This window comes from Mycobacteriales bacterium (assembly GCA_035995165.1).
GTDB lineage: Bacteria > Actinomycetota > Actinomycetes > Mycobacteriales > CADCTP01 > CADCTP01.
The window spans coordinates 1-25,035 of record DASYKU010000001.1 but is presented as its reverse complement, the minus strand read 5'-3'; the positions used below and the strand labels follow the sequence as shown (position 1 = coordinate 25,035).

22 protein-coding genes are annotated in these 25,035 nt (G+C 74.2%); 11 read left to right on the top strand and 11 right to left on the bottom strand.

From position 1 onward, the window contains the following. Positions 1–40 precede the first annotated feature (40 nt). The 6 genes from VGP36_00110 to VGP36_00085 all read right to left on the bottom strand — a co-directional run bounded on the left by VGP36_00110 (position 41) and on the right by VGP36_00085 (position 5,653). Positions 41–385 (bottom strand): RNA polymerase-binding protein RbpA, encoded by a 345-nt coding sequence (locus tag VGP36_00110; GenBank protein HEV7653130.1) that lies wholly within the window; start codon positions 383–385, stop codon positions 41–43. 192 nt (positions 386–577) lie between these two features. Next, positions 578–1,207, bottom strand: a complete 630-nt coding sequence (locus VGP36_00105; protein HEV7653129.1) for a thymidine kinase — start codon at positions 1,205–1,207, stop codon at positions 578–580. A 118-nt stretch (positions 1,208–1,325) separates the two neighbouring features. Beyond that, on the bottom strand, positions 1,326–2,681 hold the full coding sequence (locus VGP36_00100; protein HEV7653128.1) for an MFS transporter: 1,356 nt from the start codon (positions 2,679–2,681) through the stop codon (positions 1,326–1,328). Next, positions 2,678–3,427, bottom strand: a complete 750-nt coding sequence (locus VGP36_00095) for a glycerophosphodiester phosphodiesterase family protein (protein HEV7653127.1) — start codon at positions 3,425–3,427, stop codon at positions 2,678–2,680. The genes VGP36_00100 and VGP36_00095 overlap by 4 nt, the downstream gene beginning before the upstream one ends. Positions 3,428–3,592: 165 nt before the next feature. Then, positions 3,593–4,771 (bottom strand): threonine synthase, encoded by a 1,179-nt coding sequence (locus VGP36_00090; protein ID HEV7653126.1) that lies wholly within the window; start codon positions 4,769–4,771, stop codon positions 3,593–3,595. Beyond that, on the bottom strand, positions 4,772–5,653 hold the full coding sequence (locus tag VGP36_00085; protein HEV7653125.1) for an alpha/beta hydrolase: 882 nt from the start codon (positions 5,651–5,653) through the stop codon (positions 4,772–4,774). Positions 5,654–5,805: 152 nt separating this feature from the next. Between VGP36_00085 and VGP36_00080 the strand changes: the two genes are divergently transcribed. Continuing rightward, positions 5,806–8,631: an NAD-binding protein gene (locus VGP36_00080; protein HEV7653124.1), complete on the top strand. Its 2,826-nt coding sequence runs from the start codon at positions 5,806–5,808 to the stop codon at positions 8,629–8,631. Here the strand turns inward: VGP36_00080 and VGP36_00075 are convergent. Further along, positions 8,551–9,324 (bottom strand): hypothetical protein, encoded by a 774-nt coding sequence (locus tag VGP36_00075; GenBank protein ID HEV7653123.1) that lies wholly within the window; start codon positions 9,322–9,324, stop codon positions 8,551–8,553. The two genes, VGP36_00080 and VGP36_00075, sit on opposite strands and share 81 nt — an antisense overlap. Continuing rightward, positions 9,321–10,208 carry an SLATT domain-containing protein gene (locus VGP36_00070; protein ID HEV7653122.1) on the bottom strand — a complete coding sequence of 296 codons (888 nt, stop codon included), beginning with the start codon at positions 10,206–10,208 and terminating at the stop codon, positions 9,321–9,323. Before VGP36_00070 ends, VGP36_00075 begins: the two co-directional genes overlap by 4 nt. 158 nt (positions 10,209–10,366) lie before the next feature. Between VGP36_00070 and VGP36_00065 the strand changes: the two genes are divergently transcribed. Genes VGP36_00065 through VGP36_00040 form a run of 6 tightly spaced genes read left to right on the top strand, consistent with a single transcriptional unit; the run spans position 10,367 to position 16,091 of the window. Further along, positions 10,367–11,701 carry a TIR domain-containing protein gene (locus VGP36_00065; GenBank protein ID HEV7653121.1) on the top strand — a complete coding sequence of 445 codons (1,335 nt, stop codon included), beginning with the start codon at positions 10,367–10,369 and terminating at the stop codon, positions 11,699–11,701. 23 nt (positions 11,702–11,724) lie between these two features. Beyond that, a complete protein-coding gene (locus VGP36_00060; protein ID HEV7653120.1) occupies positions 11,725–12,153 on the top strand; it encodes a hypothetical protein in 429 nt (142 codons plus the stop codon). After that, positions 12,150–12,845: a hypothetical protein gene (locus VGP36_00055; GenBank protein ID HEV7653119.1), complete on the top strand. Its 696-nt coding sequence runs from the start codon at positions 12,150–12,152 to the stop codon at positions 12,843–12,845. Before VGP36_00060 ends, VGP36_00055 begins: the two co-directional genes overlap by 4 nt. 37 nt (positions 12,846–12,882) lie before the next feature. Next, positions 12,883–13,737 (top strand): hypothetical protein, encoded by an 855-nt coding sequence (locus tag VGP36_00050; protein ID HEV7653118.1) that lies wholly within the window; start codon positions 12,883–12,885, stop codon positions 13,735–13,737. Positions 13,738–13,743: 6 nt separating this feature from the next. Then, positions 13,744–14,541 (top strand): hypothetical protein, encoded by a 798-nt coding sequence (locus VGP36_00045; GenBank protein HEV7653117.1) that lies wholly within the window; start codon positions 13,744–13,746, stop codon positions 14,539–14,541. Next, positions 14,538–16,091 (top strand): hypothetical protein, encoded by a 1,554-nt coding sequence (locus tag VGP36_00040; GenBank protein HEV7653116.1) that lies wholly within the window; start codon positions 14,538–14,540, stop codon positions 16,089–16,091. Before VGP36_00045 ends, VGP36_00040 begins: the two co-directional genes overlap by 4 nt. A gap of 262 nt (positions 16,092–16,353) precedes the next feature. On the opposite strand, the gene VGP36_00035 is transcribed toward VGP36_00040, so the two are convergent. Together VGP36_00035 and VGP36_00030 are read right to left on the bottom strand one after the other, a co-directional pair. Then, positions 16,354–16,974: a class I SAM-dependent methyltransferase gene (locus tag VGP36_00035; GenBank protein HEV7653115.1), complete on the bottom strand. Its 621-nt coding sequence runs from the start codon at positions 16,972–16,974 to the stop codon at positions 16,354–16,356. 38 nt (positions 16,975–17,012) lie between these two features. Further along, the gene (locus VGP36_00030; GenBank protein HEV7653114.1) at positions 17,013–18,335 is read right to left on the bottom strand and encodes an MFS transporter; all 1,323 of its coding nucleotides are present in this window, start codon (positions 18,333–18,335) and stop codon (positions 17,013–17,015) included. A gap of 75 nt (positions 18,336–18,410) precedes the next feature. On the opposite strand from VGP36_00030, the gene VGP36_00025 reads away from it, so the two are divergent. From VGP36_00025 to VGP36_00015, 3 genes are read left to right on the top strand one after another with little or no spacing between them, the layout of a single operon-like run. Continuing rightward, complete coding sequence (locus tag VGP36_00025) at positions 18,411–18,848, top strand: helix-turn-helix transcriptional regulator (protein ID HEV7653113.1); 438 nt, start codon at positions 18,411–18,413, stop codon at positions 18,846–18,848. Between the two features lie 10 nt (positions 18,849–18,858). Continuing rightward, positions 18,859–19,269 carry a VOC family protein gene (locus VGP36_00020; GenBank protein ID HEV7653112.1) on the top strand — a complete coding sequence of 137 codons (411 nt, stop codon included), beginning with the start codon at positions 18,859–18,861 and terminating at the stop codon, positions 19,267–19,269. Between the two features lie 52 nt (positions 19,270–19,321). Further along, positions 19,322–21,670: an excinuclease ABC subunit UvrA gene (locus tag VGP36_00015; protein HEV7653111.1), complete on the top strand. Its 2,349-nt coding sequence runs from the start codon at positions 19,322–19,324 to the stop codon at positions 21,668–21,670. Between the two features lie 143 nt (positions 21,671–21,813). Here the strand turns inward: VGP36_00015 and VGP36_00010 are convergent, their stop codons facing one another. Next, a complete protein-coding gene (locus tag VGP36_00010; protein ID HEV7653110.1) occupies positions 21,814–22,404 on the bottom strand; it encodes an SRPBCC family protein in 591 nt (196 codons plus the stop codon). 162 nt (positions 22,405–22,566) lie between these two features. Between VGP36_00010 and VGP36_00005 the strand changes: the two genes are divergently transcribed. After that, positions 22,567–24,384, top strand: a complete 1,818-nt coding sequence (locus VGP36_00005; GenBank protein ID HEV7653109.1) for a glycoside hydrolase family 15 protein — start codon at positions 22,567–22,569, stop codon at positions 24,382–24,384. The last annotated feature ends 651 nt before the right edge of the window (positions 24,385–25,035 follow it).

Below are 25,035 nucleotides of genomic sequence, written 5' to 3'. Positions count from 1 at the left end.
ACGGGGGGCGCGGGCCTCTGCGACGTACGGGCCAGGGGGGCTACGACGCCCGGGTCCGGCGGCCCCGCAGGACCTCCAGGCGCTCGGCCAGGACCTCCTCGAGGTCGGCGACCGTCCGCCGCTCCATGAGCATGTCCCAGTGCGTCCGAGCCGGCTTGGTCTTCTTGGACTCCGGCTCGTCGCCGTCGATGAGCCGGGCGACAGAACCGTCGAACTTGCACTCCCAGACCAGCGGAATCTCGGCGTCGTCGGCGAAAGGAACGCCGAAGACGTGGCCCTTCGGGCACCGGTACTCACTGGGCTTGCGCGGGGCGAGCTCGGCGTTGCGATCGGTCTCGTAGCTCACGGCCCCGAGCCGGCTGCCGCGCAGTGTGCGCTCTGCCATGGGAATCCCTCCTCGGGGTAGTGTCGACTGTCCGTAACGGTCTTCGTTCCAAGAACCTCGTTCGGTTCCCTAACGATCGGCCGACCCGGAGGATTCCCCGTGCCCGCCGTCGTGTACGTTCCCGAGCTTTCCGGGCCGCACACCTGAGTAGACGGACGGGAAGCCGAACTGGTTGCGGTTCTCAGCGTTCTCTTAACCGATCGTGAGCTGACCCGGCGCCCGTACGCCCGGCCCGAGGTCGCCCGCACGGTGGTGGGCCCGGCAGAGCACCTGGTAGTGCACCTCGGCCTCGCCGCCGGTGTCGGCCACCAGCACGGTGTCGCCGGCCCGGACCACCCGGCCGCCGACGACCCGGGCGTTCAGCCGGCCGGGCCGGCCGCACCAGCACAGCACCTCGACCTGGAGCTGCTCGACCGAGTCCGCCAGCTCCAGCAGCCGCTGCGAGCCCGGGAACAGCCGGCCCCGGAAGTCGGTCGAGATGCCGAATGCGAACACCTCGACCCGGGCGTCGTCGACCAGGTCGGCCAGCTGCTCGACCTGCGCCGGGTCCAGGAACTGGGCCTCGTCCACGACCAGGTAGTCCACCCGGAGCCCGGCGGCCTGCCGGTCGCGGACCAGCTCGCGCAGGTCCATGCCGTCGGTGACCTCGACCGCCTCCCGGGACAGGCCCAGCCGGCTGGAGATCCGGGCCGGGCCGGAGCGGTCGTGCCGGACCAGCAGCAGGCCGAGGCGGCCCTGCCGGGACTGGTTGTGGTCGATCTGCAAGGCGAGCGTGGACTTGCCGCGGTCCATCGGCCCGTGAAAGAACGACAACGCGCTCACCGTGCTGCCCCTGGTTCGCTCCGGTCGGCCGCTGCAGGCGGCGTCTTCCCTCCGCGCCGCGCAGCGACCTCGTCGGCGCGTCGCGTCAGTCCAGACGCCGCCGCGGCCTCACTCCCGCTCACAGGAGGACCGCCAGTTCGCCGCGGGCCTCGGCGGCCGCCGCCCTGACGTCCACCCGGGTCAGCAACGCGAACCCGAGCACGAAGAACACCACCAGCGAGACGATCGCGATCCGGTACGAGCCGGTCAGCTGGACCGCCACGCCGAAGGCGAGGGTGCCGAGCCAGCTGGTGCCGCGGTCGCTGATCTCGTACAGGCCGTAGTACTCGGCCTCCTTGCCGACCGGGGTCAGCTGCCCGAACAGTGACCGGGTCAGCGCCTGGGTCCCGCCCAGCACCACCCCGATCGCGGCGCCGAGCACGGAGAACTGGACCGCGCTGCCCTTCTGCAGGCCGAACGCGAACAGCAGCACCACCACCCAGACCACGAGGCTGCCGAGCACGGTGCGCTTGGCGCCGTACCGGGCGGCGATCCGGCCGAACAGCAGCGCGCCGCCGAATGCGACGAACTGCACCAGCAGGATCGTGGAGATCAGCACGGTCTGGGACAGCTCCAGCTCGCGGTCGCCGTACTGGGCGGCGAGCCCGATGACCGACTGGATGCCGTCGTTGAACAGCAGGTACGCGAGGAGGAACCGCCAGGTCTGCGGGTAGCCGCGCAGCTCGCGCAGGGTGCGGCCGAGCTGGCGGAAGCTGCCCGCGGCGGTCGGGGCCTCCGCGCCGGCCGCGCTGGCCGACCGGCGGGACGACCAAGAAACCCCAGGAGCCGGGCGGTCCCGCAGCCGTCGCAGCGGGATCACCGTGAACGCCGCCCACCAGGCCGCGACCGAGACGAAGCAGATCCGGACCGCGTCCCCCTCGGACAGGCCGAGCCCGTCGGAATCCAGGAACAGCACCAGGTTCAGTGCGAGCAGCAGGCCGCCGCCGAGGTAGCCCCAGGCCCAGCCGCGGGAGGACACGGCGTCCCGGTCGTCGGGACCGGCGATCTCCGGCAGCCAGGAGTAGTAGACGACGACCGAGGCGCCGAAGCAGGTGTTGGCCAGCAGGAACAGCACGACGCCGAGCGCCCAGCGGCCGTCGGCGACGAAGAACAACGCCGCGGTCGCGAGCGAGCCGACGTAGGCCAGCACGCCGAGGATCTGCTTCTTGCGCCGGGTCCGGTCCGCGAGCGCGCCGACCGCCGGCAGCACGAACACCTGCACCAGCGCCGAGAGCGAGAGCAGGTACGGGAAGACCGAGTCGGGGGAGATCGGGATGCCCAGCAGGTGCAGGCTCCTGCCGGGGCCGCCGGCCGCGGTCTCGGCCACGTCGGACAGGTACGGGCCGAGGAAGACCGTGGTGACGCTGGTGGTGAAGACCGAGTTGGCCCAGTCGTACCAGTACCAGCCGCGCTGCTCGGGGGTGCTGCGGGTCACGGCGTCCACGCCTGGCGGGCCTCGAGGACGGCGCGCAGGCCGGGCGCGTCGTCGGTCATGATCCCGTCGACGCCCAGATCCAGCAGCCGGTCCATGACCGCGGTGTTGTTGATCGTCCAGGCGTGCACGGCCAGGCCGAGGCCGTGCGCGATGCTGAGGAAGCGCGGGTCGATCACGCGGATCGGGCCGAAGCCGGGCGGGACCTGGGCGCAGCCCGCCGTGGTCCGGCGCAGCCGGCCCAGCCGCAGGGCCAGGATCCCGCGCGGGCCGAGTGAGGTGCACAGCCCGTCGCCCAGGCCCGCCTGCACGGCCGGGATGAGCCGGTCGTGGAACGAGCCGATGCAGACCCGGTCGATCGCGCCGGCCCGGCGGACGGCGTCGACCAACGGCCCGACCGAGGACGGCGCCTTCACGTCGAGGTTGACCCGCAGCTGCGGGTACGAGCCGAGCAGCTCGTCCAGCCGCGGCACCGGCTCCCGGCCGCCGACCCGGGCCCGGGCGACCTCGGACCAGGGCAGGTCGGCGATCGCGCCGGAACGGTCGGTGGTGCGGTTCAGGCGGGCGTCGTGCATGAGGACGGCGACGCCGTCCCGGGTGGCGCGGACGTCGGTCTCCAGGTAGCCGAAGCCGAGCGCGACGACCCGGTCGACCGCGGCCAGCGTGTTCTCCAGCCCGTCCGGCGCGGCGCCGCGGTGCGCGAACGCGATCGGGCCGCCGGCGTCGAGGAACGGGAAGCGCGTCGGCACGGCGCCCAGCATGCCGGACACGCCTGCGCCGCCGACCCGGTGGGCCAGCCCGCCGGCCCGCACGGCGCCGAGGCGCGGTCCGCCCGGCCACCCGCGTCTCGGCCCGCCACCCGCGGGGCGGGCGGCGAACGGCGGGTCGCGGCGCCGATGGCGGGTCGGGGGGCGCTAGGGGAGGGAGGCGGTGGGGGAGAGGAGGCCGTGGGGGGTGGGGAGGGTCTCGGGTTGGATCAGGGCGCTGCCGGTGTTGAGGACGACGACCCGCTCGCCGGGGGTGACCCAGCCGTCCCGCTGCAGCGTGCGGACCGCGTGCAGGGCGACCGCCCCCTCGGGCGAGAGCAGCACGCCCTCCGTGGCCGCCGTCGACGCCCGGGTCGCCAGCGCGTCGGCGTCGTCGACCGCGACCGCCGTGCCGGCCGACTCCCGCAGGATCCGCAGCAGCTGCGGGCCGCCGAGCGGCGCCGCCACCGTGATCCCGTACGCGACCGTGACCGGGTCGGGCCAGGGCTGCGTCTCCTGCGCCCCCAGCTCGAAGGCCCGGACGACCGGCGCGCACCCGCTGGACTGGGCCGAGACGAACCGGGTCGGCGGCCCGGTCAGCCAGCCCAGCGCCCGCAGCTCCGCGAACGCCTTCGCGATCCCGATCAACCCGACCCCGCCGCCGGTCGGGTAGACGACCACGTCCGGCGCCCGCCAGCCCAGCTGCTCGGCGATCTCCAGGCCCATCGTCTTCTTGCCCTCGACCCGGTACGGCTCCTTGAGCGTGGACACGTCGAACCAGCCCTCGTGCGCGGCCACGGCCCGGCCGACCAGCGCGCCGGCGTCGCCGATCAGCCCGTCCACCACGTACGTCCCGGCGCCGGTGGCCAGCGCCTCGGACCGGGTCACCGCGGGCGCGCCGGCCGGCACCGCGACCGAGACCTCCAGCCCGGCCCGCCGCCCGTACGCCGACCAGGCCGCGCCCGCGTTGCCGTTGGTGGGCAGCGCGACGTGCCGGGCACCGAGCTCGCGGGCCCGGGACGCGCCGACCGCCGCTCCGCGGGCCTTGAAGCTGCCGGTCGGGTTGAGCCCCTCGTCCTTGATCAGCACGCCGTCGGCCAGCGGCAGCAGCGGCGTGTCGCCCTCGCCCAGGGTGATCCGGTGGGCCGGGTCGCGGACCGGCAGCAGCTCGGCCCAGCGCCACAGCCCCGGCGGGCGGGCCGCGATCTCGGCCGGGGTGACGGTGACGGCGGCCAGGTCGTAGCGGGCCAGCAGCGGATGGCCGCAGCGGCACAGGTTCTGCGGGCGATCGGCCTCGTACCGGGTCCCGCAGGCCGAGCACTCCAGGTGGGTCAGCGTGCTGTCCACTCAGACCGCCCGCAGGTGCTCGGCGACGAGTTCGGCGACCGTGCCCGGCGCCTCCCGCGGCACGAAGTGGCCCGCGCCGGGGACCACCACCCGCCGGTACGGCCCGGTGAAGTGCCCGGCCTTCCCCTCGCTGCCCTCCGGCGCGACGCAGGTGTCGGCGCCGCCGTGGATCATCAGCGTCGGCACCCCGATCGTGCGCACCGCCGCCATGCGCTGCTCCAACTCGTCGTACGCGGGATCGCGGGGTGATGCGCCCCAGCGGACCCGGTAACCGTGCAGCGTGATCGGGACGAAGTCGGGATGGTCGAAGGCGGCGGCCGTGGCGGTGAACTCGGCCTCGTCGTACCAGCAGTTCGGGCTCCAGGTGTCCCACTGCAGCCGGGCGAAGCCGATCGGGTCCTGGCGCACCGCCTCCGCGCCGGCGTCCAGCGTCTGGAACCACTGGTACCACCACAACCGGGCCTGCTCGAAGCTCGGCGTGGCCAGCGTGCCGCCCGGCTCGTAGCCCACCGACACCGCGACCAGCGCGGACAGCCGCTCCGGCGCGAGGGCGGCCAGGGCGTACGCGGCCCGGGCGCCCCAGTCGTGGCCGACCAGCGCGACCCGGTCCAGGCCGAGCGCGTCCAGCAGGTCCAGCGCGTCCTGCGCGAGCGCGACGATCTGCGCGGTCCGGGGGGTGTCGGCGGCCAGGAACCGGGTCGGCGCGAACCCGCGCAGCGCCGGCACGATCGTGCGGAACCCGGCGTCGTTCAGCTCGGCCGCGACGTCCTGCCACGTCCGCGGGCTGTCCGGCCACCCGTGCACCAGCAGCACCGGCGGCCCGTCCGGCGGTCCGCCGTCGTCGTACGCGATCTCGAGCAGGTCCGTTCGCACAGTGGGCACGAGGCCAATCCTGCCCTCCTCAAGGGCTGCGTACGCGCGCCCGGCGGGCCACTCCGGCGAGCACCGCGAGGGTGCCGGCCGGGGTCCGGCGCGAACAGCAGCCGGCTGGAATCCGGCACCACCGGGTGCGAGAACTAACTACGCTGCGTCTCGTGGCTGCCCGGCGGGAGGTCTGGCACGCGCGGCGGTGGAACCTGCCGTTCTGGCCGCTCGCCGTCGTCGTCGTGGTGGCGCTGGGGATGTGGGGCTTCGCGTCGCTGGGGCCGGACGATTCCGGCGGCCCGGCCCCGCAGCCGCTCGGTCCCCTCCAGGTGACGTACCGGACGCTGCGGCTGTTCGCCTTCGAGTTCGATCTGCCGCCCGGCGCTGGAGTGCCGCCGCAGCTGTGGATCGCCGCCTTCGCCGCCCCGCTGCTCACGCTGCGGGGCATTGCGAGGCTGTTCCGGGAACAGCTCAGCGGCGTGCTCACCCACTACCTGGTCCGGCCGCGGCTGGTCGTCTTCGGCGCGAACGAGGGCAGCACCGCGCTGGTGGCGGCGGAGCCGCGGCCCGGCCGGTGGCGGGACGCGATCGTCGTCGTCGACCCGGACCCGGCCGCGCTGGAAGCCGTCGGCGCGCCGCGGGTGTGGACGGTTCGCGGGCACGGCGCCAACGTGGAGTCCCTCCGGCGCGCCGGGGTGTTGAGGGCGGCGAGCCTCGTCGTCGTCACCGGCGACAACACCCGCAACTCCGCGATCACCGCCGCGGTGCTCGACCTCCACCCGCCGCCGCTGGCGGACTTGTATGTGGAGGTGGCGGAGCCCGGCCTGGCCCGGACGCTGGAGCAGGGCGGGCACCGGGTCGGGGTGGAGACAGTGCCGTTCAGCGCGCCGGTGCTGGCCGCCGCGGCCGTGCTCGACGAGCTGGAGGCCGGGCGCCGGGACGCGGGCCGGCCGCCGCTGCTCGCCGCCGAGGACGGCGGTGCCGGTGCGACGATCGTGCTGTTCGGCACCGGCTCGCTGGTGGACGCGGTCGTCCTGGAGCTGCACCGCCGCCGGCAGATCCAGCTCCTCGGCGACCCGGAGACCGCGCACGCCGCGCCCCGCGTCGTCCTGCTCGGCCCGGACGCCGTCGCCCGCCGGCACTCGCTCGGCGTGCTGGTCGGCACCGAGCTCCAGCTGCTGCCGCTGGACGCGTACGACGTCCGGCTGGACCAGGTCGTGGAGCTCGACATGGAGACCGCCCGGCACCTGTCCCGCAGCCGCCCGTTGCGGCAGGTCCTCGTCCTGGCGCCGACCGATCTCGACGGCGGCGGCATCGCGATCACCCTGGCCGGCCACCTCGGACCGGGGGCGCGGATCGTCCTGGTCACGGAGTCCGGCAGTACGCCGTTCGGCGACGAGATCGAGGAGCAGAGCCGGATCTCCGCGACCCGGGCCGAGGTGGTCCTGCGCCGCGTGCCGCAGCTCGCGTACCGGTTGCCGGTCCTGCAGGGCGAGCGACTGGCGGACCGGCTGGGCCGCGCGCTGCAGGCCTCGGACGACCCTGGTGCCGGCCCGGGTGCGTGGAACTCGCTCGCGCCCGCGGACCGTGAAAGGCATCGCCGGAGCGCCCGCGAGCGCGTCGCCGCGGCCGGGGCCGGCGCGGTGCCCCTGCGCCGGTCCGCCCTGGTCGCGGCGGGACCGGCGGAGATCCCGCTGCTGGAGGCGCTCGGCTTCGACCGGCCGACCGCGCTGGCCCGGGCCGGCCTCGGCGTCGACTTCCAGGCCGTCACCGCGCTCCTGCCGGCAGCCCGCCGGCTGCTCACGACCGGCCACGACGCTGCGTTCGGCGCGTGGTGCGAGGTCGCGAGGTTGCTGACGGCGGCGGACGACCTGGCCGAGGTGCAACCCGAGCGGTCGGCCGACCCGGCCGCCGGTGATGTCCGGAATCTCGTACTGCTGCGCCGGGCGGGCCTGCGGGATGCGGACGCCCGCATCCTGCTGCGCCTGCCGGAGAGCGACGCGGATCCGCCGGGCGGCGTCGCCACGGTGCTGTTCGCCGGCCCGTCCGACGGCCCGGATGTTCTGTCGCTGCTGGAGCCGGCGCTCGCAGGCCCGCCGCTGCGCGCCGTGGCCCCGCCGGGACGGCTCCGGGACGAACTGGCCCGCAGGGGCGTCCGACTCGGGGACGTCGACCTGACCACCCGACGGCAGGGTCTCGCGGCGTGGGCGGCGGTGACGGCTGCGGGCCGGACCGAGCGGGCGCGGGCGATCGTGTTGCCGGGCGCCGCCGCGGAAGACGTCCTGCTGGCCCGGGCGCTCGGCGCGATGGTCGGGCGGCTGGACGGACCAGGCGCACCCGACCTGAGCCACGTCCTGCTCAACGGGGCCACCGGCGTCGTGCCGCTGCCCCGGGACCGGATGACCGTCCGGGCCTTCCTTCGTCCCGGCGGGTGGCCGGCGGCGCTCCGGGACCGGCGGGAGCCGATCGCCGCCGAGCTGCACCGCCGGTACGTCGCCCGCCAGCGGGCCCGCAAACGGCAGGACGACATCGCGCTGCAGCCCTGGCCGGCGCTGTCGCCCTGGCTGCAGCGGTCCAACCTCGCGGTGGTCGATGACATCCCGGCCAAGCTCGCCGCGGTCGGCCTGCGGCTCGACGACGACCCGACCGCGGCGGCGGACTCGGCGGTGGCGGCGGTGCTGCGCGACCACACCGAGCTGCTCGCGGAACTGGAGCACGGCCGCTACACCGCGGAGCGCCTGCTGATGGGGTGGACCAACGGCGTCCGCGACCCGGCGCGCTTCCTCTCCCCGCACCTGCAACCGTGGACGGAGCTCGACGAGGAGGCGAAGGAGTACGACCGGGAGGTCGTCCGGGACCTGCCCGAGGTGCTGGCCCGGCACGGGCTCGCGATCCGGGCCGCGGCCGGACCGGCGTCAGCGGGCGCCGTCGGCGAGCGCGGCGATGGCGTCGGCCAGCAACTGCGGCTCCCGCAGCCCCTCGACGACGTCCAGTAGAGGGGAGGCGGCGAACGCCGCGTCCTCCGGGCGGGCTTCGGACGGTCGCCGCCGGGCCGCCGCGAGCGCGTCGGCGAGGCGCCCGGACCCGGCCACCACGACGACCCGCCGACCGGCATCGAGCGATCGGCGGACGTCCTCGGCCGTGATGGGGCCGCCGTTGACGACGACGGTCAGCGCCGGGGCCGGCCCCGCCAGGGCACCAGCCACCAGCGAGATCCAGGGCGGGTCCAGACCCCAGGCGCTGCCCGGGACCACCACGAGGTGGGTGTGCTGGGGACCGAGGTCGGCGGCGTCCGGCAGCGCAGGCTTCCGGCCCGGCCAGCGGACGGTGCCCTCGGCGACCACGCCGACCGCGGGGTAGTCGGCGCCGGCGGCCGCCCGGGCCACCCCGGCGAGCCGCAGGACGCCCGCGTCGGTGCCGCCGTCGAGCAGGCAGCCGCCGGCCCGGACGAGACCGGCCACGAGGCCGTCGCGGAACAGCGCCGCCCAGGCCGGTGGATCGGGGACCACCAGGCGGCCGGCACCGCCCACGAGCACGACAACCGGCCGGCGCCCGACCGGCAGGCCGGCCCGCGCCAGGGCCGCGGCCACGGCGTCCGGCTCCGGCGGCGGATCCGGCAACCGGATCAGCGGGACGAGCCGACCGTCGAGCCGGACGGTCCCGCCCGCGGCCGGCGGCGCCGGCGTCATGCGGTCCGACTGTCCACCGTGGAGTTGCCGGCGGCGGGGAGCGGTGAGGTCAGCACGGTGACCGACATTATCGCCGTCCAGGTCCACCGCTCCCGTTCCAGCGCGCGCTCGATGTCGTCGACCGCCCGTGCCAGTTCCGCCTCGTCGGCCGGCTGCCGCTCCCGCAGCGCCAGCAGATCGTCGCGGGCATCGGTGAAGCCGGCGGCCAGCACCTCGCTGCGCCGGAACTGCAGCCAGGCCTCGCTCGTAGCCAGCAATGCGGACACCAGGCCGACCACGGCCGCGTCGACCGCGACCACCAACGACGCTCCCGCGACCGCGATGGTGCCGGTGGTGAGCACGAGCCGTATCAGCCGCCAACGCCGGCCGGAGCGGCGGTGCCGCTCGGCCCGGTCGGCGAAGTAGGCGATCTGATCGTCGATGCGGTGCTGCCGGTAGAACTGCCAGCGCCCGGCGACGTCGGCCGCGCCGACCTCGTTGCTGAGCTGACCGTCATCGGGGTCGGGACGGCCGGTGACGCAGCGGCGCCAGGCAGCCTCCCGCAGGTTCTCCGACTCCCGCCGGGCCCGGACCCAGTCGGCGTCCGCAGCGACACCGCGCAGCAGCAGCCGCAAGCCGACGGCGAGGAGCAACAACAGCGCCGAGGCAGCCGAGTCGAAGCCGGACCGGCCGCCGGGGATCGGCACCAGCCGGCTGATCGGAGCCAGCAGCAGCACGATCAGGTACGCGGCCTGCAGTCGGTGCGCGGCGGCCTGCTGCCGCCGGGCCGCGGCCTCGATGCTGCGCAGGGCCGTGGGCGCGATGCCGGCGTCGGCCGCGGCCGCGCCGGCGGCCGTCGCACCGGCCGTCGTGCCGGCCGGCCGCGGATCCCGGTACCGCCGCACGTCGCCTCCCTCGTCGTCTCCCGGATGAGGAGTTCGACTGATCCTCTGATACGAGATGGTGATTTCGGTATCTGCGGCCCGCAGCGGCTCTCTGTTCAACTGGGCGTCGGACGACACCCACTGATCGGCCCGATGTTGCTGCGGGGGTTCGACCGGCTATGCCTGTTTTCATCAGTTACTCGCGAATCGACGAAACGGTCGTCAAGACGCTGGCCCAAGGTCTCGAGGCCGCCAAGCGGGATGTGTGGTCCGACCACAATCTCGCCGGCGGGGACGTCTGGTGGGACGCCATCCTGGCCAACATCAGGTCGTCGGAGGTCTTTCTCTTCGCCCTGTCCGACGCCTCCCTGAACTCCAAGCCCTGCCGGCTCGAGCTCGACTACGCGCTGGCGCTCGAACGTCCCGTCCTGCCCGTGCAGGTGGGTGCGGTCACCAGCCTGCGCGCCAACCCGCTCGCCGAGCTGCAGATCATCGGCTACCGCGCGGACGACGCCCATTCCGGGTTCGCCGTGCTGTCCGCCGTCGAGGAGGCGACGCAGCGGGTCCGGCCGCTGCCGGAGCCGCTCCCACCGCCACCGCCCATCCCGTTCAAATACCTGCTGGCCCTGGGCCAGCAGATCGACAGCACGGAGCTCTCGGTCGAGGAGCAGAAGGCCGTGGTCGATCAGCTCCGCCGCGCCCTGGACGAGGAGACGGACGAGAGCGTCCGCCGCGACATCCTCGGCATGCTCCGCAACCTCGACAGCAAGCCGTTCACGACCAAGCGGACGCAGAAGGGGATCGCCGCCCTCCTGCTCGTGCACGGTCCGGACGGAGAGGCAGGCACAGCGGACACCTCGACCCCGGCCGAGGTCGCGGCCGGGCCGGCGGTCCCGGCGGCGGGCGGGTCGACGAGCCGGCCCGCGGACCCGTCGGCGACCGCGCCGACGGCGGGTGGGACCGGGGTCACCGGGCCGGTGACCCCGGAGCCGGACCCGCGCGACTGGTTCGCCGAGCGGCTGGAGCTGCTGCAGCAGCAGCGGCAGGCGGCGGCGCAGCGCCTCGACCCCGACCCGGCGCCGTGGCGGCCGGCCACCGACGCGGCCGCCCAGTGGCGCGGGTCGTTCGGCGGGACGGAGTCGGCCGACGCCGGACGACCGCAGGAGCGGCCCTCATACTTCGCGGCCCCGCCGCAGTCGCCGCCGTCCGGGAACGCCGTCGCCGGCCCGGGCGCGCTCCAGCCGCAGGGCCAGGGATGGGCTCCCGGGCCGGTGCCCCCGCCTCCATCCCAGCAGCCGGCGCCGTCACCACCGAATTACTGGGCCATGAGTGTGATCGCGTTCGTGCTCTCGCTGCTGTTCGGCGGAGTCGCCATGTATTTCTCCTATCAGGTCGGCCAGCGTTACCGGACGGCTGATCTCGAAGGCGCCCGCCGGGCATCCGCCAAGGCGAAATCCTGGGGAATCGTCGGCATTGTCGTCGGCAGCCTCTTCTGGATCGTCGTCGGCCTGTAGGCCACCGGCTGAAAGGGAGAACCGTGTCCGCACGAACCTATGGGATCGGCCTGACGCTGGCGGCGCTGGTGGTGTCGTTCGCCGTCGTACTCGGCCTCGGGTCGCAGGTCGCTGTCCGGGTCGATCCGGACCCGAGGTCGACGACGTCGGCTCCGGCCGGCTCGACGACTGCGACCGCGCCGGCGGGCCGCCCGAGCACGCTGATCGTCCGGCTCGGCGGGCTCACCGCGGACCGCCAGGAGCTGACCCCGGGCGTGACGGTGTGGCGGGAGGGCTCGCTGCCCGGCGGTCAGGGGGGTGCCGGGAAGCTGTGCGTCCAGCCGCCGAAGGACTGGCGGGTCGACGGGCCGGGGTGGGCGAGGGTCGGTTCCGGCGACGCCGCGGCGTACTGCCTGTCGCTCGACGGCGTCCACGCCGGGACCGTCGAAATCCCCATGACGAGGCACTCGTGAGCGCGCGTGCGGCGGGCAGGCCACTGTCCGGCGTCGCCGCGGCCGCATTTGCCGGCGGGTTCCTGGCTGCCCTCGTCCTGGAGACGAAGGACAGCGTCCGGTGGCCGGTGCTCGGCGTGCTGATCCTCGGCGCGGTCGTGTTCTGCGTCCTCGCTGTCGCCACCTTCGCACCCGGAGCTCCCGCCGGCCGGCGGCCGGAACAGCAGTTCGCCGGCCCGCCCACCGCGGCCGACCGCCGGCCGGCGGTCGCGACAGCCGGCCGGCCGGCGCCCGCGGCTTCCGGGACGTCGAGCCGCGACGGCTGGGCGTCCGCCGCTGCGGTGCCGCGCTGGCGCCCGCCCACCACGGCGAGTTCGATCGAGCCCGAGGCCGGGCCGCCCGCGGCCGGCCCGGACCGCCAGCCGGTGAACGTGGCCGTGCCGGTCCCGGGCGGCGCCTGGCGGCATGAGTCCACCAGCAGGCCGTCCGGCCGGAAGTCCGCCGACCCGGCCGGGGGCGAGCCGGACCGGCTCGACCCCGCGGCCACGACCCGGATCGTGCAGTGCCCGCGCTGCGGCGACTTCGCCGTGGACCTACGGCACCAGGCTCCGGGGTTCGCGTTCGGGTGCCGTCGTTGCGAGCACGAGTGGCGCTGGGCTCCGGGGACCCCGTGGCCCGTCACCGTCGTCCGTCCCCGCCTCGGGCGCCGGTAGCCGCCCGTCTTGCCGATCCGCCCAGCAGGGAGATCCCATGTACCAGCAGACGTTCTCGCGTGCGACCCCAGGCTGCATCATGTTTCTCGTCGACCGCTCGGACTCGATGCAGCAGCAGTGGGCCGGCAGCGGCCTCAGCCTGGCCGAGGGCGCCGCCCGCGCCATCAACAAGATCCTGCTGGAGCTCTGTGTCAAGTCCACGAAGGAGCAGGGCGGGGCGCTGCGGTGCTACTTCTACACCAGCCTCATCGGGTACGGGTTCTGCCCGGGCACCGGTGGCGAGGGCGTCGAGGTGGCGCTGCCCGGACCGCTCGCCGCGCGGGGCATCGTCCCGCTGCCCGAGCTGGCCGACCATCCGATCGCGATCCGCGAGGAGCCGGCGGTCGACGCGGTCCTCAGCAGGACCCGGGTGCCGGCCTGGATCGACCCGTACGCGGGATTCCGCACCCCGATGTGCCAGGCGATCGCCACCGCGGGCGCGTACCTCCACGACTGGGCCGGAGCGTTCCAGCACTCCTTCCCGCCCATCGTCATCAACATCACCGACGGCATGGTCACCGACAGCCCGTACGAGGGCGCCGACGTCGCCACCTGGGCCCAGCGGCTGAGCTCCATCGCGACCGCTGACGGTCCGGTGCTGCTGTTCAACATCTTCCTGTCCCCGGATCCCCAGCCCGGGGTGTGGTTCCCGCCGAGCGGGACGTCGCTGCCCGAGCCCGGCCCGGGGCTGCTGTCGATCAGCAGCCCGCTGCCGCAGCCCATGATCGACAACGCCCGCTCCGCGCAGATCCAGGTGCCGGCCGGCGCCCGCGGGTTCGTCTTCAACGCCGACCTCGCGATGCTGGTGAAGTTCCTGGAGATAGGCACCCGCTTCGACGTCCGGGATCGCTGAGCCGCCATGTCGCACCTGCGCGCGGTGGCGTTCCACGAGCCGAAGCTGGGCTCGACCGAGCTGGAGTGGGAGGACGGCGCCGGCCACGACCCCGGGGACCCGGCGACCGGCCGCAGCGCGCGGTGCATCGTCGTCGACGGTGCCACCGAGGCGTACGACTCGATCCGGTGGGTGGGCCAGTTGGTCGACTCCTTCCTCGGGGTCGAGCCGGACGGCGGTGCGCCGGCGCTGACCGGCGTGGCCATGGACGAGTGGTTCGGGCTCATGCAGGACCGGTGGGTGCGGACCGCGCCGACCCGCTTCGCCACCATCTTCGAGGAGCGGAAGTTCCGCGAGGACGGGTCGTTCGCGACGCTCCTCGGCTGCGAGATCCGGGACCTGGACGGGCCCCGGCCGGCGTGGGCGGCGGTCGCGCTCGGTGACACCGTGCTGTTCCACGTACGGGACGGCGGGCTGGTCGCGCAGTTCCCGCCGATCGGCGCCGACGACTTCGGGCTCAACCCCGACGGGGTGTTCACCCAGCCGTCGGCGCGGGGCCGGATGCGGTCGGCGCTCCTGCTGGCCGAGGGCCGGATGGCCGTGGGGGACCGGCTCTACCTGGCCACGGACGCGATGGCCGACTGGATGGTGCGGACCGACGGCGAGCTGCTGTGGCGGACGCTCGACCGGCTCGACCACCCGCTCCTGTTCCGCCGGCTGGTGGCCGACCGGCGGCGTACCGGCGAGCTGAAGAACGACGACGTGACGCTCCTGCGCGTGCAGTGCACAGCCGCCGAGCCCGATCTGCTGGTGGTGTGTGAGTGATGGCCTATCCGAACGCCGAGGACTACATCAGGGCGGTGCAGCAGCCGGCCCGGTCCTTCCGGACACCCGAGCTGGAGACGGCGGTGTTCGAGCTGCACCCCGTCTTCGGCATCCCGATGCCCGCGTCGGGGAACGCCGCGGTGGTCTTCAAGGCCGCTATCGCCGGTACGGACACCGCGCTGCGCTTCTTCATCCGGGAGGACGCGTCCGACCGGGACCGGTACCGGGCGCTCGGCCGGCACTTCGCGACCCACGGCCTCGACGACTGCGTGGCCCGGGCGGCGTGGGTCGACGACGCGATCTCGGTCAACGGCGCGACCTGGCCCGTGATCCAGATGAGCTGGGTCGACGGCCGGACCCTGGACGCCTACGTCGGGCACCTCGCGACGCAGGCCGACGTCGGCGCGCTGGCGACGCTGGCGACGAGCTGGCGCGGGTTCGTGGGGCGCCTGCAGGCGGCGGACTTCGCGCACGGCGACCTCCAGCACGGCAACGTCCTCGTCGACACGTCCAGCGCGCTGCGGCTGGTCGACTTCGACGGATCCTGGATATCCGCCTTCTCCGGGGGGCCACCGCCGCACGAGACCGGCCATCCCAACTACCAGCGCACCGGTCGGGCCTGGGGCCGCTGGATGGACACCTTCCCGGCCCTGGTGATCTACACCGCGCTGCTCGCCCTCTCCCGCCGTCCGGCCGCGTGGGGCCGGCTGCAGAACGGCGAGAACATCCTCTTCTCGGCCGAGGACTTCGCGCCCCCGTTCCGTACCAGGGTGTGGCAGGAGGTCGACGGCATCGCCGATCCCGAGGTCAGGCACGCCGGCGAGATGCTGCGGCGGGCCTGCGCCGCGGACTGGAAGGCCGAGGACACCCTGGAGGCGCTGCTGACCTCGAGGCCGCGCATCGAGGTGACGCCGGCCGGGCCGGGGCCGGCCCCGCTGTACGTCGGTGTCCAACTGCCGACCCAGCGACCGCTCTGGTGGGAGCGCACCGTCCCGCCGATGCCCACCCCGCCGCCGGAGCCGGCGGCGCAGACGGGTGTGCCCGCCGCGGCGTCGGCCGGTTCATCGGGGATGGCGTGGGTCGTGCCCCCGGGCGGCGGCCCGGCGACGCTGGGCGGGGTGCCGGGCCGGGCGATGCCGCCACCGCCGCCGAAGACCGGCCCGGGCGCGACTCAGGACGGCGCGTCCGGCCCGTCGTTCGCCGGTTCCCACGGCGCAGCCTGGTTCGGCGGCGCCGCACCCGCCGGCTCGGGGCGGTCCGGCAGATCACGGCCGCCGGTCGGCACCAGGTCGGCGGGCGGCACCGGGCCGTCCGGCAGGCCTGGAGGTCCGGCCGGTCGCGGGCCCGGAGGCGTGACCGGAAGCCGGCCGTCCGACGGGAAGATCATCGGCCTGTCGCTCCTCGTCGCGCTCGCGGCGGCGCTGCTGTCCGCGCTGGTCGTCGGGAGGGCCAGCGGTGAGAGCGGCGTCGCGGCCGGCGTCGCGGCCGTGTTCAGCGGCCTGGCCGGCTTCGGGGTCACCGCCGTACTCCAGCTGTCGAAGCGATCGTGACCGCCTCGCGCGCGTTCCCGCCGCCGCTGCTCGCCGTGATCGCGATAGCCGTGGCACCTCTCCGTCGGCATCCCGGCCGCCCTGGCGGCAGGTACAGCGGGCCGCCGGACGCAGCGTCCACCGAGACGCCGTCCGCACCGATTGGCCGGAGCCGACCGCGAGCCCGTCGTCCGAGCCGCCGCCGAAGACCGGACGCCCCGGTCGTACGAGCGGAAGCGCTTGATCATGACCTCACCGGCGCGGTCAGGTGGTGGGGTCGGCATCAGGTGGGGCGGTGGGACCAGAGGTAGGCGCGGGGGACGCCCTCGCCGGGTTCGGGCTCGCGGACGAGGCGGGCGTGGACGGGGAGGCCGGCGGCGGCCAGCCGGGCGGCGACCTCGCCGGGGTCGCGGCGGTAGTGGTCGAGGTCGACCTCGTGGCCGTGCCAGTCGGCCTGGTGCAGCCGCTCGCCGCCACCGGTCTGGAACGCCAGCAGCGCCTGCCCGCCCGGCGCGAGCACCCGGGCGAACTCGCCCAGCGCGACCGGCAGCACGTCCGGCGGCAGGTGGATGGTCGAGTAGAACGCGACGATCCCGCCGAGCGCGCCGTCGCTCAGGTCGAGGCGGGTCATGTCGCCCACGGCGAAGGAGAGCGCCGGGTACGTGCGCCGGGCGGTCGCGATCATCGCGGGGGAGACGTCGATCCCGGTCACGTCCGGCCCGAGCCCGCTCAGGTACGCGGTGACGTGCCCGGGCCCGCAGCCGAGGTCCGCGACCGGCCCGGACACCGACTCCGCGAACGCCGCCAGCAGCGCCCGGTCCAGCGGCTTGCCCGCCAGCTCGGCCCCGAACAACTCCGCGTACGTCCCGGCGACGGCGTCGTACGACTCCCGGGTGCGGTCCATCGGCCGACCGTAGTCAGGTGCCGGGCACCTGACCGCAGTCAGGTGCCGGGCACGGCCCGGCGGCCGCCCAGCGCGTAGATCCCGGCCACGACCGTGCCGGCGCACAAGGCCGCCGCGGACAGCCCGAGCGACCAGTGCACGCCGACGAGCGCACCGAACAGGCCCACGGTGAAGCCGCTGCCGGCCCGCAGGCCGTTCGCGGACACGCCGTAGAGGCCGATGACGCGGCCGCGGTCGGCGGCCGGCGCGCGCAGCTGGACCACGGTCTGGCCGATCGACATCGAGGCCAGGTTGCCGGCGCCGCCGGCCAGCAGCAGCAGGATGGCGAGCGGGTAGCTGCCGGTGACGGCGAACCCGAGGCTGCACAGGCCGTACACGACGGTGGAGATGACGGCGGCGCGCACGGTGGGGGAGATCCGGCCGGTCGCCTCCAGCAGGATGCCGCCGATCACGCCGCCGGCACCGTTGGCGAACAGCAGCACCCCGTACGCGGTGCCGGCGCTGCCCGCGCCGAGATCCTGCGCGAAGATCGGCATCGCGGACTGCATCGAGGCGCCGACGAAGAACGAGCCCAGCCCGGCCAGCGCGATCATGCTGACCACGGTGTGGTCGGAGCGGACCTCGCGCAGCACCCGGACCGAGTCCATGACGCCGACCCGGGCCCGCTGCACCACCCCGCCGTCGCGTACGTGCCCGGTGAACTTCGTCCGGAACAGGAACAGCGTGAGCGGCAGGTAGATCGCGATGTTCGTGAAGATCCCCGCGGTCGCGCCGAGCCCGAGCAGCAGCGCCGAGCCGACCACCGGCCCGAACAGGATGCCGAGGCTGCGGAACGTCGCGTTCAGGCGGACCGCGCTGGGCAGCTCCTCCCGGCCGACGAAGTCGTGCAGCATGAGCTGCTCGCCCGGACCCCAGAGCGCCCCGGCGCAGCCGTGCAGCACCAGCAGCACGCAGGCCTCCCAGACCTGCAGCGAGTCGGTCAGGAACAGCACGCCCCACAGCGCCGAGACGACCATGAACAGCGCCTGCGCGGCCTGGATGAGCCGGCGGCAGTCGTGCCGGTCGGCCAGCGCGCCGAAGTAGACCGAGAACAGCAGGAACGGCACCCAGTGGCTGATCACCTCGAAGCCGGCCAGCGCGGGCGAGTGGAACTTCTCCCAGAGCACCCAGTAGGTGATGACGTGCTCGACGTTGTCGGCCATCATCGCCAGCCCGGCGCCGAACAGGTACGGCCGGCAGTCCCGGTTCCGCAACGCCGCGAACTTCGCCGGGGTCACCGTCGGGGCCGGCCCGGCCGCCGGCGCCGTCCCGGCCGGCGGCGCGGGCAGCGCCGGCGGTGCTTCCGGCGGCGCCTCGGGCACGTGACCAGGGATCCCGCAGGCGGCACACACGACGCCCAGTCTCTCCCACCTGCTGGACGTGGCACGATCGGTCGGGTGACGACAAGGCCGGAGCAGCACCTGCGCGACCTCGCGCGGCTGCGCCGCGTCCGGGACCGGATGGACCGCGACTACGCGCAGCCGCTGGACGTCGAGGCGCTCGCCCGCGGCGTGAACATGTCCGCCGGGCACCTCAGCCGCCAGTTCCGGCAGGCCTACGGCGAGTCGCCGTACTCGTACCTGATGACCCGGCGGATCGAGCGGGCGATGGCGTTGCTGCGCCGCGGCGACCTCAGCGTCACCGACGTCTGCTTCGCCGTCGGCTGCTCGTCGCTGGGCACGTTCAGCACCCGCTTCACCGAGCTGGTCGGGATGCCGCCCAGCGCCTACAAGCGGGCGGCGGAGCGGGGCCCGGCCGGGCTGCCGTCCTGCACGGCCAAGCAGGTGACCAGGCCGGTCAGGAATCGAGAAGCACCGGCACCGAGCCACACCTAGCGTGACCGCCATGGACATCACCATCCACACCACCGCCCTCCCGCACACCGACCCGGACGCTTCGCTGGCCTTCTACCGCGACACCCTCGGCTTCGAGGTCCGCACCGACTACGGGCAGGGCGCGATGCGCTGGATCACCGTCGGCCCGGCCGGCCAGCCGGAGACGTCCATCCTGCTGGCCCCGCCGGCCGCCGACCCCGGGATCACCGAGGACGAGCGCCGCACCATCGCCGAGATGATGGCCAAGGGCACCTACGGCTGGATCCTGCTGGCCACCAAGGACCTCGACGGCACCTTCGAGAAGCTGCAGGCCGGCGACGCCGAGGTCGTGCAGGAGCCGACAGAGCAGCCGTACGGCGTGCGCGACTGCGCCTTCCGCGACCCGGCCGGCAACATGATCCGGATCCAGGAACTGCGCTGAGCGCTGCCGCGTTCGCACCCATGACCTGTCCGGACGGACCGATGGAGAGCCGATGAGCCCGGCCGCGAGCGCGGACAGCCACGACCTGATCCGCGTGCACGGCGCCCGGGTGAACAACCTCAAGGACGTCAGCGTCGAGATCCCGAAGCGCCGGCTGACGGTGTTCACCGGCGTGTCCGGCTCGGGCAAGAGCTCGCTGGTGTTCGGCACGATCGCGGCCGAGTCGCAGCGGCTGATCAACGAGACGTACAGCGCGTTCGTGCAGGGGTTCATGCCGACGCTGGCCCGGCCCGACGTCGACGTCCTCGACGGGCTGACCACCGCGATCCTCGTCGACCAGGAGCGGATGGGCGCCGACCCCCGCTCCACGGTCGGCACCGCCACCGACGCCAACGCGATGCTGCGGATCCTGTTCAGCCGGCTCGGGAAGCCGCACATCGGCTCGCCGCAGGCGTTCTCGTTCAACGTCGCCTCGATCAGCGGCGCCGGCGCGGTCACCCTCTCCAAGGGCGGCCGCGAGACCAAGGAACGACGCAGCTTCAGCATCCTCGGCGGCATGTGCCCGCGCTGCGAGGGCCGCGGCGCGGTCAACGACATCGACCTCACCCAGCTCTACGACGACAGCAAGTCGCTCAAGGAGGGCCCGTTCTCGATCCCGGGCTACAGCATGGACGGCTGGTACGGCCGGATCTTCATCGGAAGCGGCTACTTCGACCCGGACAAGCCGATCCGCAGGTACACCAAGAAGGAGCTCGACAACCTCCTCTACAAGGAGCCGACCAAGATCAAGGTCGAGGGCATCAACCTCACGTACGAGGGGCTGATCCCGAAGATCCAGAAGTCGATGCTGTCCAAGGACGTCGACTCGCTGCAGCCGCACGTCCGGGCGTTCGTCGAGCGGGCGGTCACCTTCAGCGTCTGCCCCTCGTGCGAGGGGACCCGCCTGACGTCGGAGGCGCGGTCGGCGAAGATCGAGGGGATCAGCATCGCCGAGGCCTGCGCGATGCAGATCAGCGACCTGGCGACCTGGGTCCGCGGACTCGCCGAGCCGTCGGTAGCGCCGCTGCTGGAGGCGCTGGGGGAGACCCTCGACTCGTTCGTCGAGATCGGGCTGGGCTACCTGTCGCTCGAACGACCGTCGGGCACGCTGTCCGGCGGGGAGGCGCAGCGCACCAAGATGATCCGGCACCTCGGCTCGGCGCTCACCGACGTCACGTACGTGTTCGACGAGCCCACGATCGGGCTGCATCCGCACGACATCGAGCGGATGAACAACCTCCTGCTGCAGCTGCGCGACAAGGGCAACACGGTGCTCGTCGTGGAGCACAAGCCGGAGGCGATCGCGATCGCCGACCACGTCGTCGACCTCGGTCCCGGCGCGGGCGGGGCCGGCGGCGAGGTCGTGTTCGAGGGGACCGTCTCGGGGTTGCGCGGCAGCGACACGGTCACCGGGCGGCACCTGGACGACCGGGCCGCGCTCAAGCCGTCCGTACGGGAGCCGTCCGGTGTGCTGTCCGTGCGCGGCGCCAGCACGCACAACCTGCGGGACGTCGACGTCGACATCCCGCTCGGCGTGCTCACGGTCGTCACCGGGGTGGCCGGCTCGGGCAAGAGCTCGCTGATCCACGGTTCGGTGGCCGGGCGGGACGGGGTCGTGTCCGTCGACCAGGGCGCGATCCGCGGCTCGCGGCGCAGCAACCCGGCGACGTACACGGGGTTGCTCGATCCGATCCGCAAGGCGTTCGCCAAGGAGAACGGCGTGAAGCCGGCGCTGTTCAGCGCGAACTCCGAGGGCGCCTGCCCGAACTGCAACGGCAACGGCGTGATCTACAGCGACCTGGCGATGATGGCCGGGGTCGCGACCACGTGCGAGGTCTGCGAGGGGAAGCGGTTCGAGGAGTCGGTCCTGGAGTACAAGCTCGGCGGCAAGGACATCAGTGAGGTGTTCGCGATGCCGGTGACCGACGCGCTGTCGTTCTTCTCCTTCCTTCCGGCGGCGGAGAAGATCCTGGCTCGGCTGGCCGACGTCGGGCTCGGTTACCTCACGCTCGGCCAGCCGCTCACCACGCTGTCCGGCGGCGAGCGGCAACGGATCAAGCTCGCCACCCGGATGGGGGAGAAGGGCGACGTGTACGTCCTGGACGAGCCCACCACCGGCCTGCACCTCGCCGACGTCGAGAACCTGCTCGGCCTGCTCGACCGGCTCGTCGACGCCGGCAAGTCGGTGATCGTCATCGAGCACCACCAGGCGGTGATGGCGCACGCCGACCGGATCATCGACCTCGGTCCCGGCCCCGGTCACGACGGCGGGCGCATCGTCTTCGAGGGCACCCCGGCCGAACTCGTCGCCGCGCGCTCCACCCTCACCGGCGAACACCTCGCCGCGTACGTCGGCGCCTGATCCCTCGCACGTCCGGGCAGCGACCCACTGGCGGACAGGGACCCCAGGACCCGCGGCCGGCGCGGCACTGCGGTCGGACCGGCCCGCTTCGCCCGAGGACGTCGACCCGGGCGAATGACAGCGTGGCGGCTGATCGGGATCGGTCAGGGTCGAGCCGGGGGTGGCTGTCCCCGGCGGTGGCGACGTTCCGCCTCGGCCTTGACGGCGGTGAACGTCGCGCGGACGGTGTGTTCCCAGGGCCCCGCGACCAGGTCTCCCCACCGTCTGCCCAGCGCCCACAGGTCGGTCCCGAGCTCGCCGGTGTAGTCCAGCCGGGTCGAGCCCGCCGCGCCGGTCAGCAGGAACTGCTCGACCACGTGGGGGACCGGTCCCCGGGTGAGCCGGAAGTCGATACGGCCGGGCCGGCTGAACCGGACCGTCTCCACGGTGGTGGCGACCAGGCCGGTGCGCAGCGGGGTGCGGTGCGCGGCGAGCACCATGTCCGTGCCGCGTTCGAGGATCTCGATCTTCTCCGCCACGGCGCGGGTCCGGCGGCCCAGGTACGGCTCGGACAGGACGTCGAACACCGTCCCGACCGGGGCCTCGATGTCGATGCCGAAGGGTCCCAGCGGCCGGACGCGGCGGCCGAGGCCCAGGTCGACGGGCACGGCGCCGCTGACCAGGCCGAGATAGCCCGCCGCGACCGCGCCCGTCGCCGTCGCCGTGGCCGTGGCCGCCAGCAGGGAACGTCGCATCGGCCCAGCATGCCGCGCCGACCGTCCGGGCCGCACGGCGGGCCGGACGGGGTGAGCCGTGGCGGCGGGCGGCGCGGCGGCCCGGCACAATCAACCGGCGGTCGTCGTCCCCGGTCCGTCGTGGTGCCGAGGACGGCCTCGGGGCCGCCCGGGGAGGAACACGTGACGGAGAGCCTGCCGATCGGCGAGTACGCGCTGCTCTCGGACTGCCGTTCGGCCGCCCTGGTCAGCCGGGACGGTTCCGTGGACTGGCTGTGCTTTCCCCGCTTCGACGGGCCGTCGGTGTTCTGCCACCTGCTCGACCCGGCCGGCGGGCGCTTCGCGATCCGGCCGGCGGGGGAGTTCCGGGCCGAGCGCCGGTACGCCGACCAGACGATGGTGCTGGAGACCACCTTCACCACCGCCGGCGGCACGGCTGTGCTCACCGACGCCCTCGCGGTCGGCCGCAACGAGCGCGGGCACGACCTCGGCACCCGGTCGCCGAGCGTGCTGCTGCGCCGGCTCGCCTGCACCCGGGGCACGATCGAGGTGGAGATCACCTACGCGCCCCGGCCGGAGTACGGGCTCGTCCACCCCATCCTGGTTCCGGTCCCCGGCGGGCTGGCCGCCCGGGGCGGCGCCGACCGGTTGCTGCTGTCCACCCCGGTCGGTTTCGACGTCGAGGGGGACACGGCGACCGCCCGGATCCGGCTGAGCGCCGGGCAGGAGGCCGTGTTCGCACTCGGCCACGGCCGGATCGCGGGCCCGCCGCTGGCCCCGCTTCCGGCCGGGGACATCACCAGCCGGATCGAGGACACCGTCGAGGGCTGGCGGTCCTGGTCGGCGATGCACCAGCACTACGAGGGCCCATGGCGGGAACTGGTCCACCACTCGGGGCGCGTGCTGCAGGCGCTGACGTTCGCGCCGACCGGGGCGATCGTGGCCGCCGCGACGACGTCGCTGCCGGAGACGGTCGGCGGCGGGCGCAACTGGGACTACCGCTACACCTGGGTCCGCGACGCCAGCCTGACCATGCAGGCCCTGTGGGTCGCGGCCTGTCCGGACGAGGCGAACAAGTTCTTCACCTTCCTCGCCGACGCCGCCGCCTCCCAGCTGGAGCGCGACGTGGACCTGCAGATCATGTTCGGCGTCGGGGGCGAGCGGGACCTGACCGAGCGGGAGCTGCCGCACCTGGCCGGCTGGCGCGACAGCCGCCCGGTCCGGGTCGGCAACGGCGCGTGGCTGCAGCGGCAGCTCGACGTCTACGGCGAGTTGCTCGGCGCCGCGCAGCGGCTGGTCGACCAGCTCGGCGAGCTCGACCCGGTGACCCGGCGATTCCTGACCGCGGCCGCGGACACCGCCGCCCGCCGCTGGCGGGACCAGGACCAGGGGATCTGGGAGATCCGCGGCGAGCCGCGGGACTTCCTCTACTCCAAGCTCATGTGCTGGGTGGCCGTGGACTGCGCGATCTCGGTGGCCGGCCACCTCGACGCCGGCGACCGCGTACCGGACTGGAGCGCCGCCCGGGACGAGATCCGGGCCGCGATCCTCGAGCAGGGCTGGAACGAGGGGGCCGGCGCTTTCACCCAGGCGTTCGGCAGCGAGGACCTCGACGCCTCGAACCTGATGCTGGCCATCACCGGGTTCCTGCCCGGCGACGACCCCCGGATGAAGGCCACCATCGACGCCACCGCCGAGCGGCTGACCGACGACCGCGGTCTGGTCTACCGGTACGTGGGCGGCGACGGCCTGGCCGGCGAGGAGGGCACGTTCCTGCTGTGCACGTTCTGGCTGGCCCAGGCCCAGGCATTGGCGGGTGACGTCGAGGCGGCGGCGGTCACCTTCGAGCGGGCCGTGGCCGTCATCAACGACGTCGGCCTGCTGGCGGAGGAGGTCGACCCTCACAGCGGCGAGATGATCGGCAACTTCCCGCAGGCGTTCAGCCACGTCGGCCTGATCAACGCCGCCTGGGCCATCGCCCAAGCCGGGCACCGCGCCTGAAGCACCGAAGTGGCGCAGCCGCAGCCCGGACCCCCGCGCGTCGAGCGCTGCCGGAGGCGCTCACGGCGGACTCGGCCGAGTGTCCTCTGGCTGGACGACCCGGAGAGGTTCCTCCGCCTGAACGGACACAGCCCAGCCGACCTGACCGACCTGGTGGACTCCGGTTCGGCCGTCGTGATCGCGACGTCGCGGGCCCAGGAGCGCAGTCGGCTACGCCGGGCCACCGCATTCCCAGTACCGCGCCGCGCTCGCGGGCACCTTCCGTCCGCCCCCGTACTGACAGCCCGCTTCGGGCCAGCTCGTCCTGCGACTGGCCGGCCGGGCGACGAGTGGACCGCCGGCCGGCGACGAGCCGGTCGTCGCGCTGCAGCGGAGGCGACGCCGATAGCGAGACCGCGATCCGGCGGCCGACTTGCCTGCCGCGGGACTCGCCGCTCAACCCCGGCGCCCGGGTCGATGTCCGGGGTGCGGTGCGGCCGAGCCCCTGCGCGGGGCCCGGCCGCGGCCGGTCAGGACACCGAGCTGATCCCCTTCGGGTATCCACTGCGGCGGCGAGATTCTCGACCAGCGAGTCGTCGCCCTCCACCAGCAGCAGGGAGCACCGCAGGCCGCGGAGGCCGCCTGCAGGTTCAGGGGGATCTCCACGCCCCA

Bases quoted from the DNA above. Each gene is read 5' to 3' on its own strand.
- VGP36_00010 (HEV7653110.1), bottom strand. From the start codon at position 22,404: ATGCGACGTTCCCTGCTGGCGGCCACGGCCACGGCGACGGCGACGGGC.
- VGP36_00015 (HEV7653111.1), top strand. From the start codon at position 19,322: ATGAGCCCGGCCGCGAGCGCGGACAGCCACGACCTGATCCGCGTGCAC.
- VGP36_00045 (HEV7653117.1), top strand. From the start codon at position 13,744: ATGTCGCACCTGCGCGCGGTGGCGTTCCACGAGCCGAAGCTGGGCTCG.
- VGP36_00075 (HEV7653123.1), bottom strand. From the start codon at position 9,324: ATGACGCCGGCGCCGCCGGCCGCGGGCGGGACCGTCCGGCTCGACGGT.
- VGP36_00065 (HEV7653121.1), top strand. From the start codon at position 10,367: ATGCCTGTTTTCATCAGTTACTCGCGAATCGACGAAACGGTCGTCAAG.
- VGP36_00110 (HEV7653130.1), bottom strand. From the start codon at position 385: ATGGCAGAGCGCACACTGCGCGGCAGCCGGCTCGGGGCCGTGAGCTAC.
- VGP36_00050 (HEV7653118.1), top strand. From the start codon at position 12,883: ATGTACCAGCAGACGTTCTCGCGTGCGACCCCAGGCTGCATCATGTTT.
- VGP36_00035 (HEV7653115.1), bottom strand. From the start codon at position 16,974: ATGGACCGCACCCGGGAGTCGTACGACGCCGTCGCCGGGACGTACGCG.
- VGP36_00020 (HEV7653112.1), top strand. From the start codon at position 18,859: ATGGACATCACCATCCACACCACCGCCCTCCCGCACACCGACCCGGAC.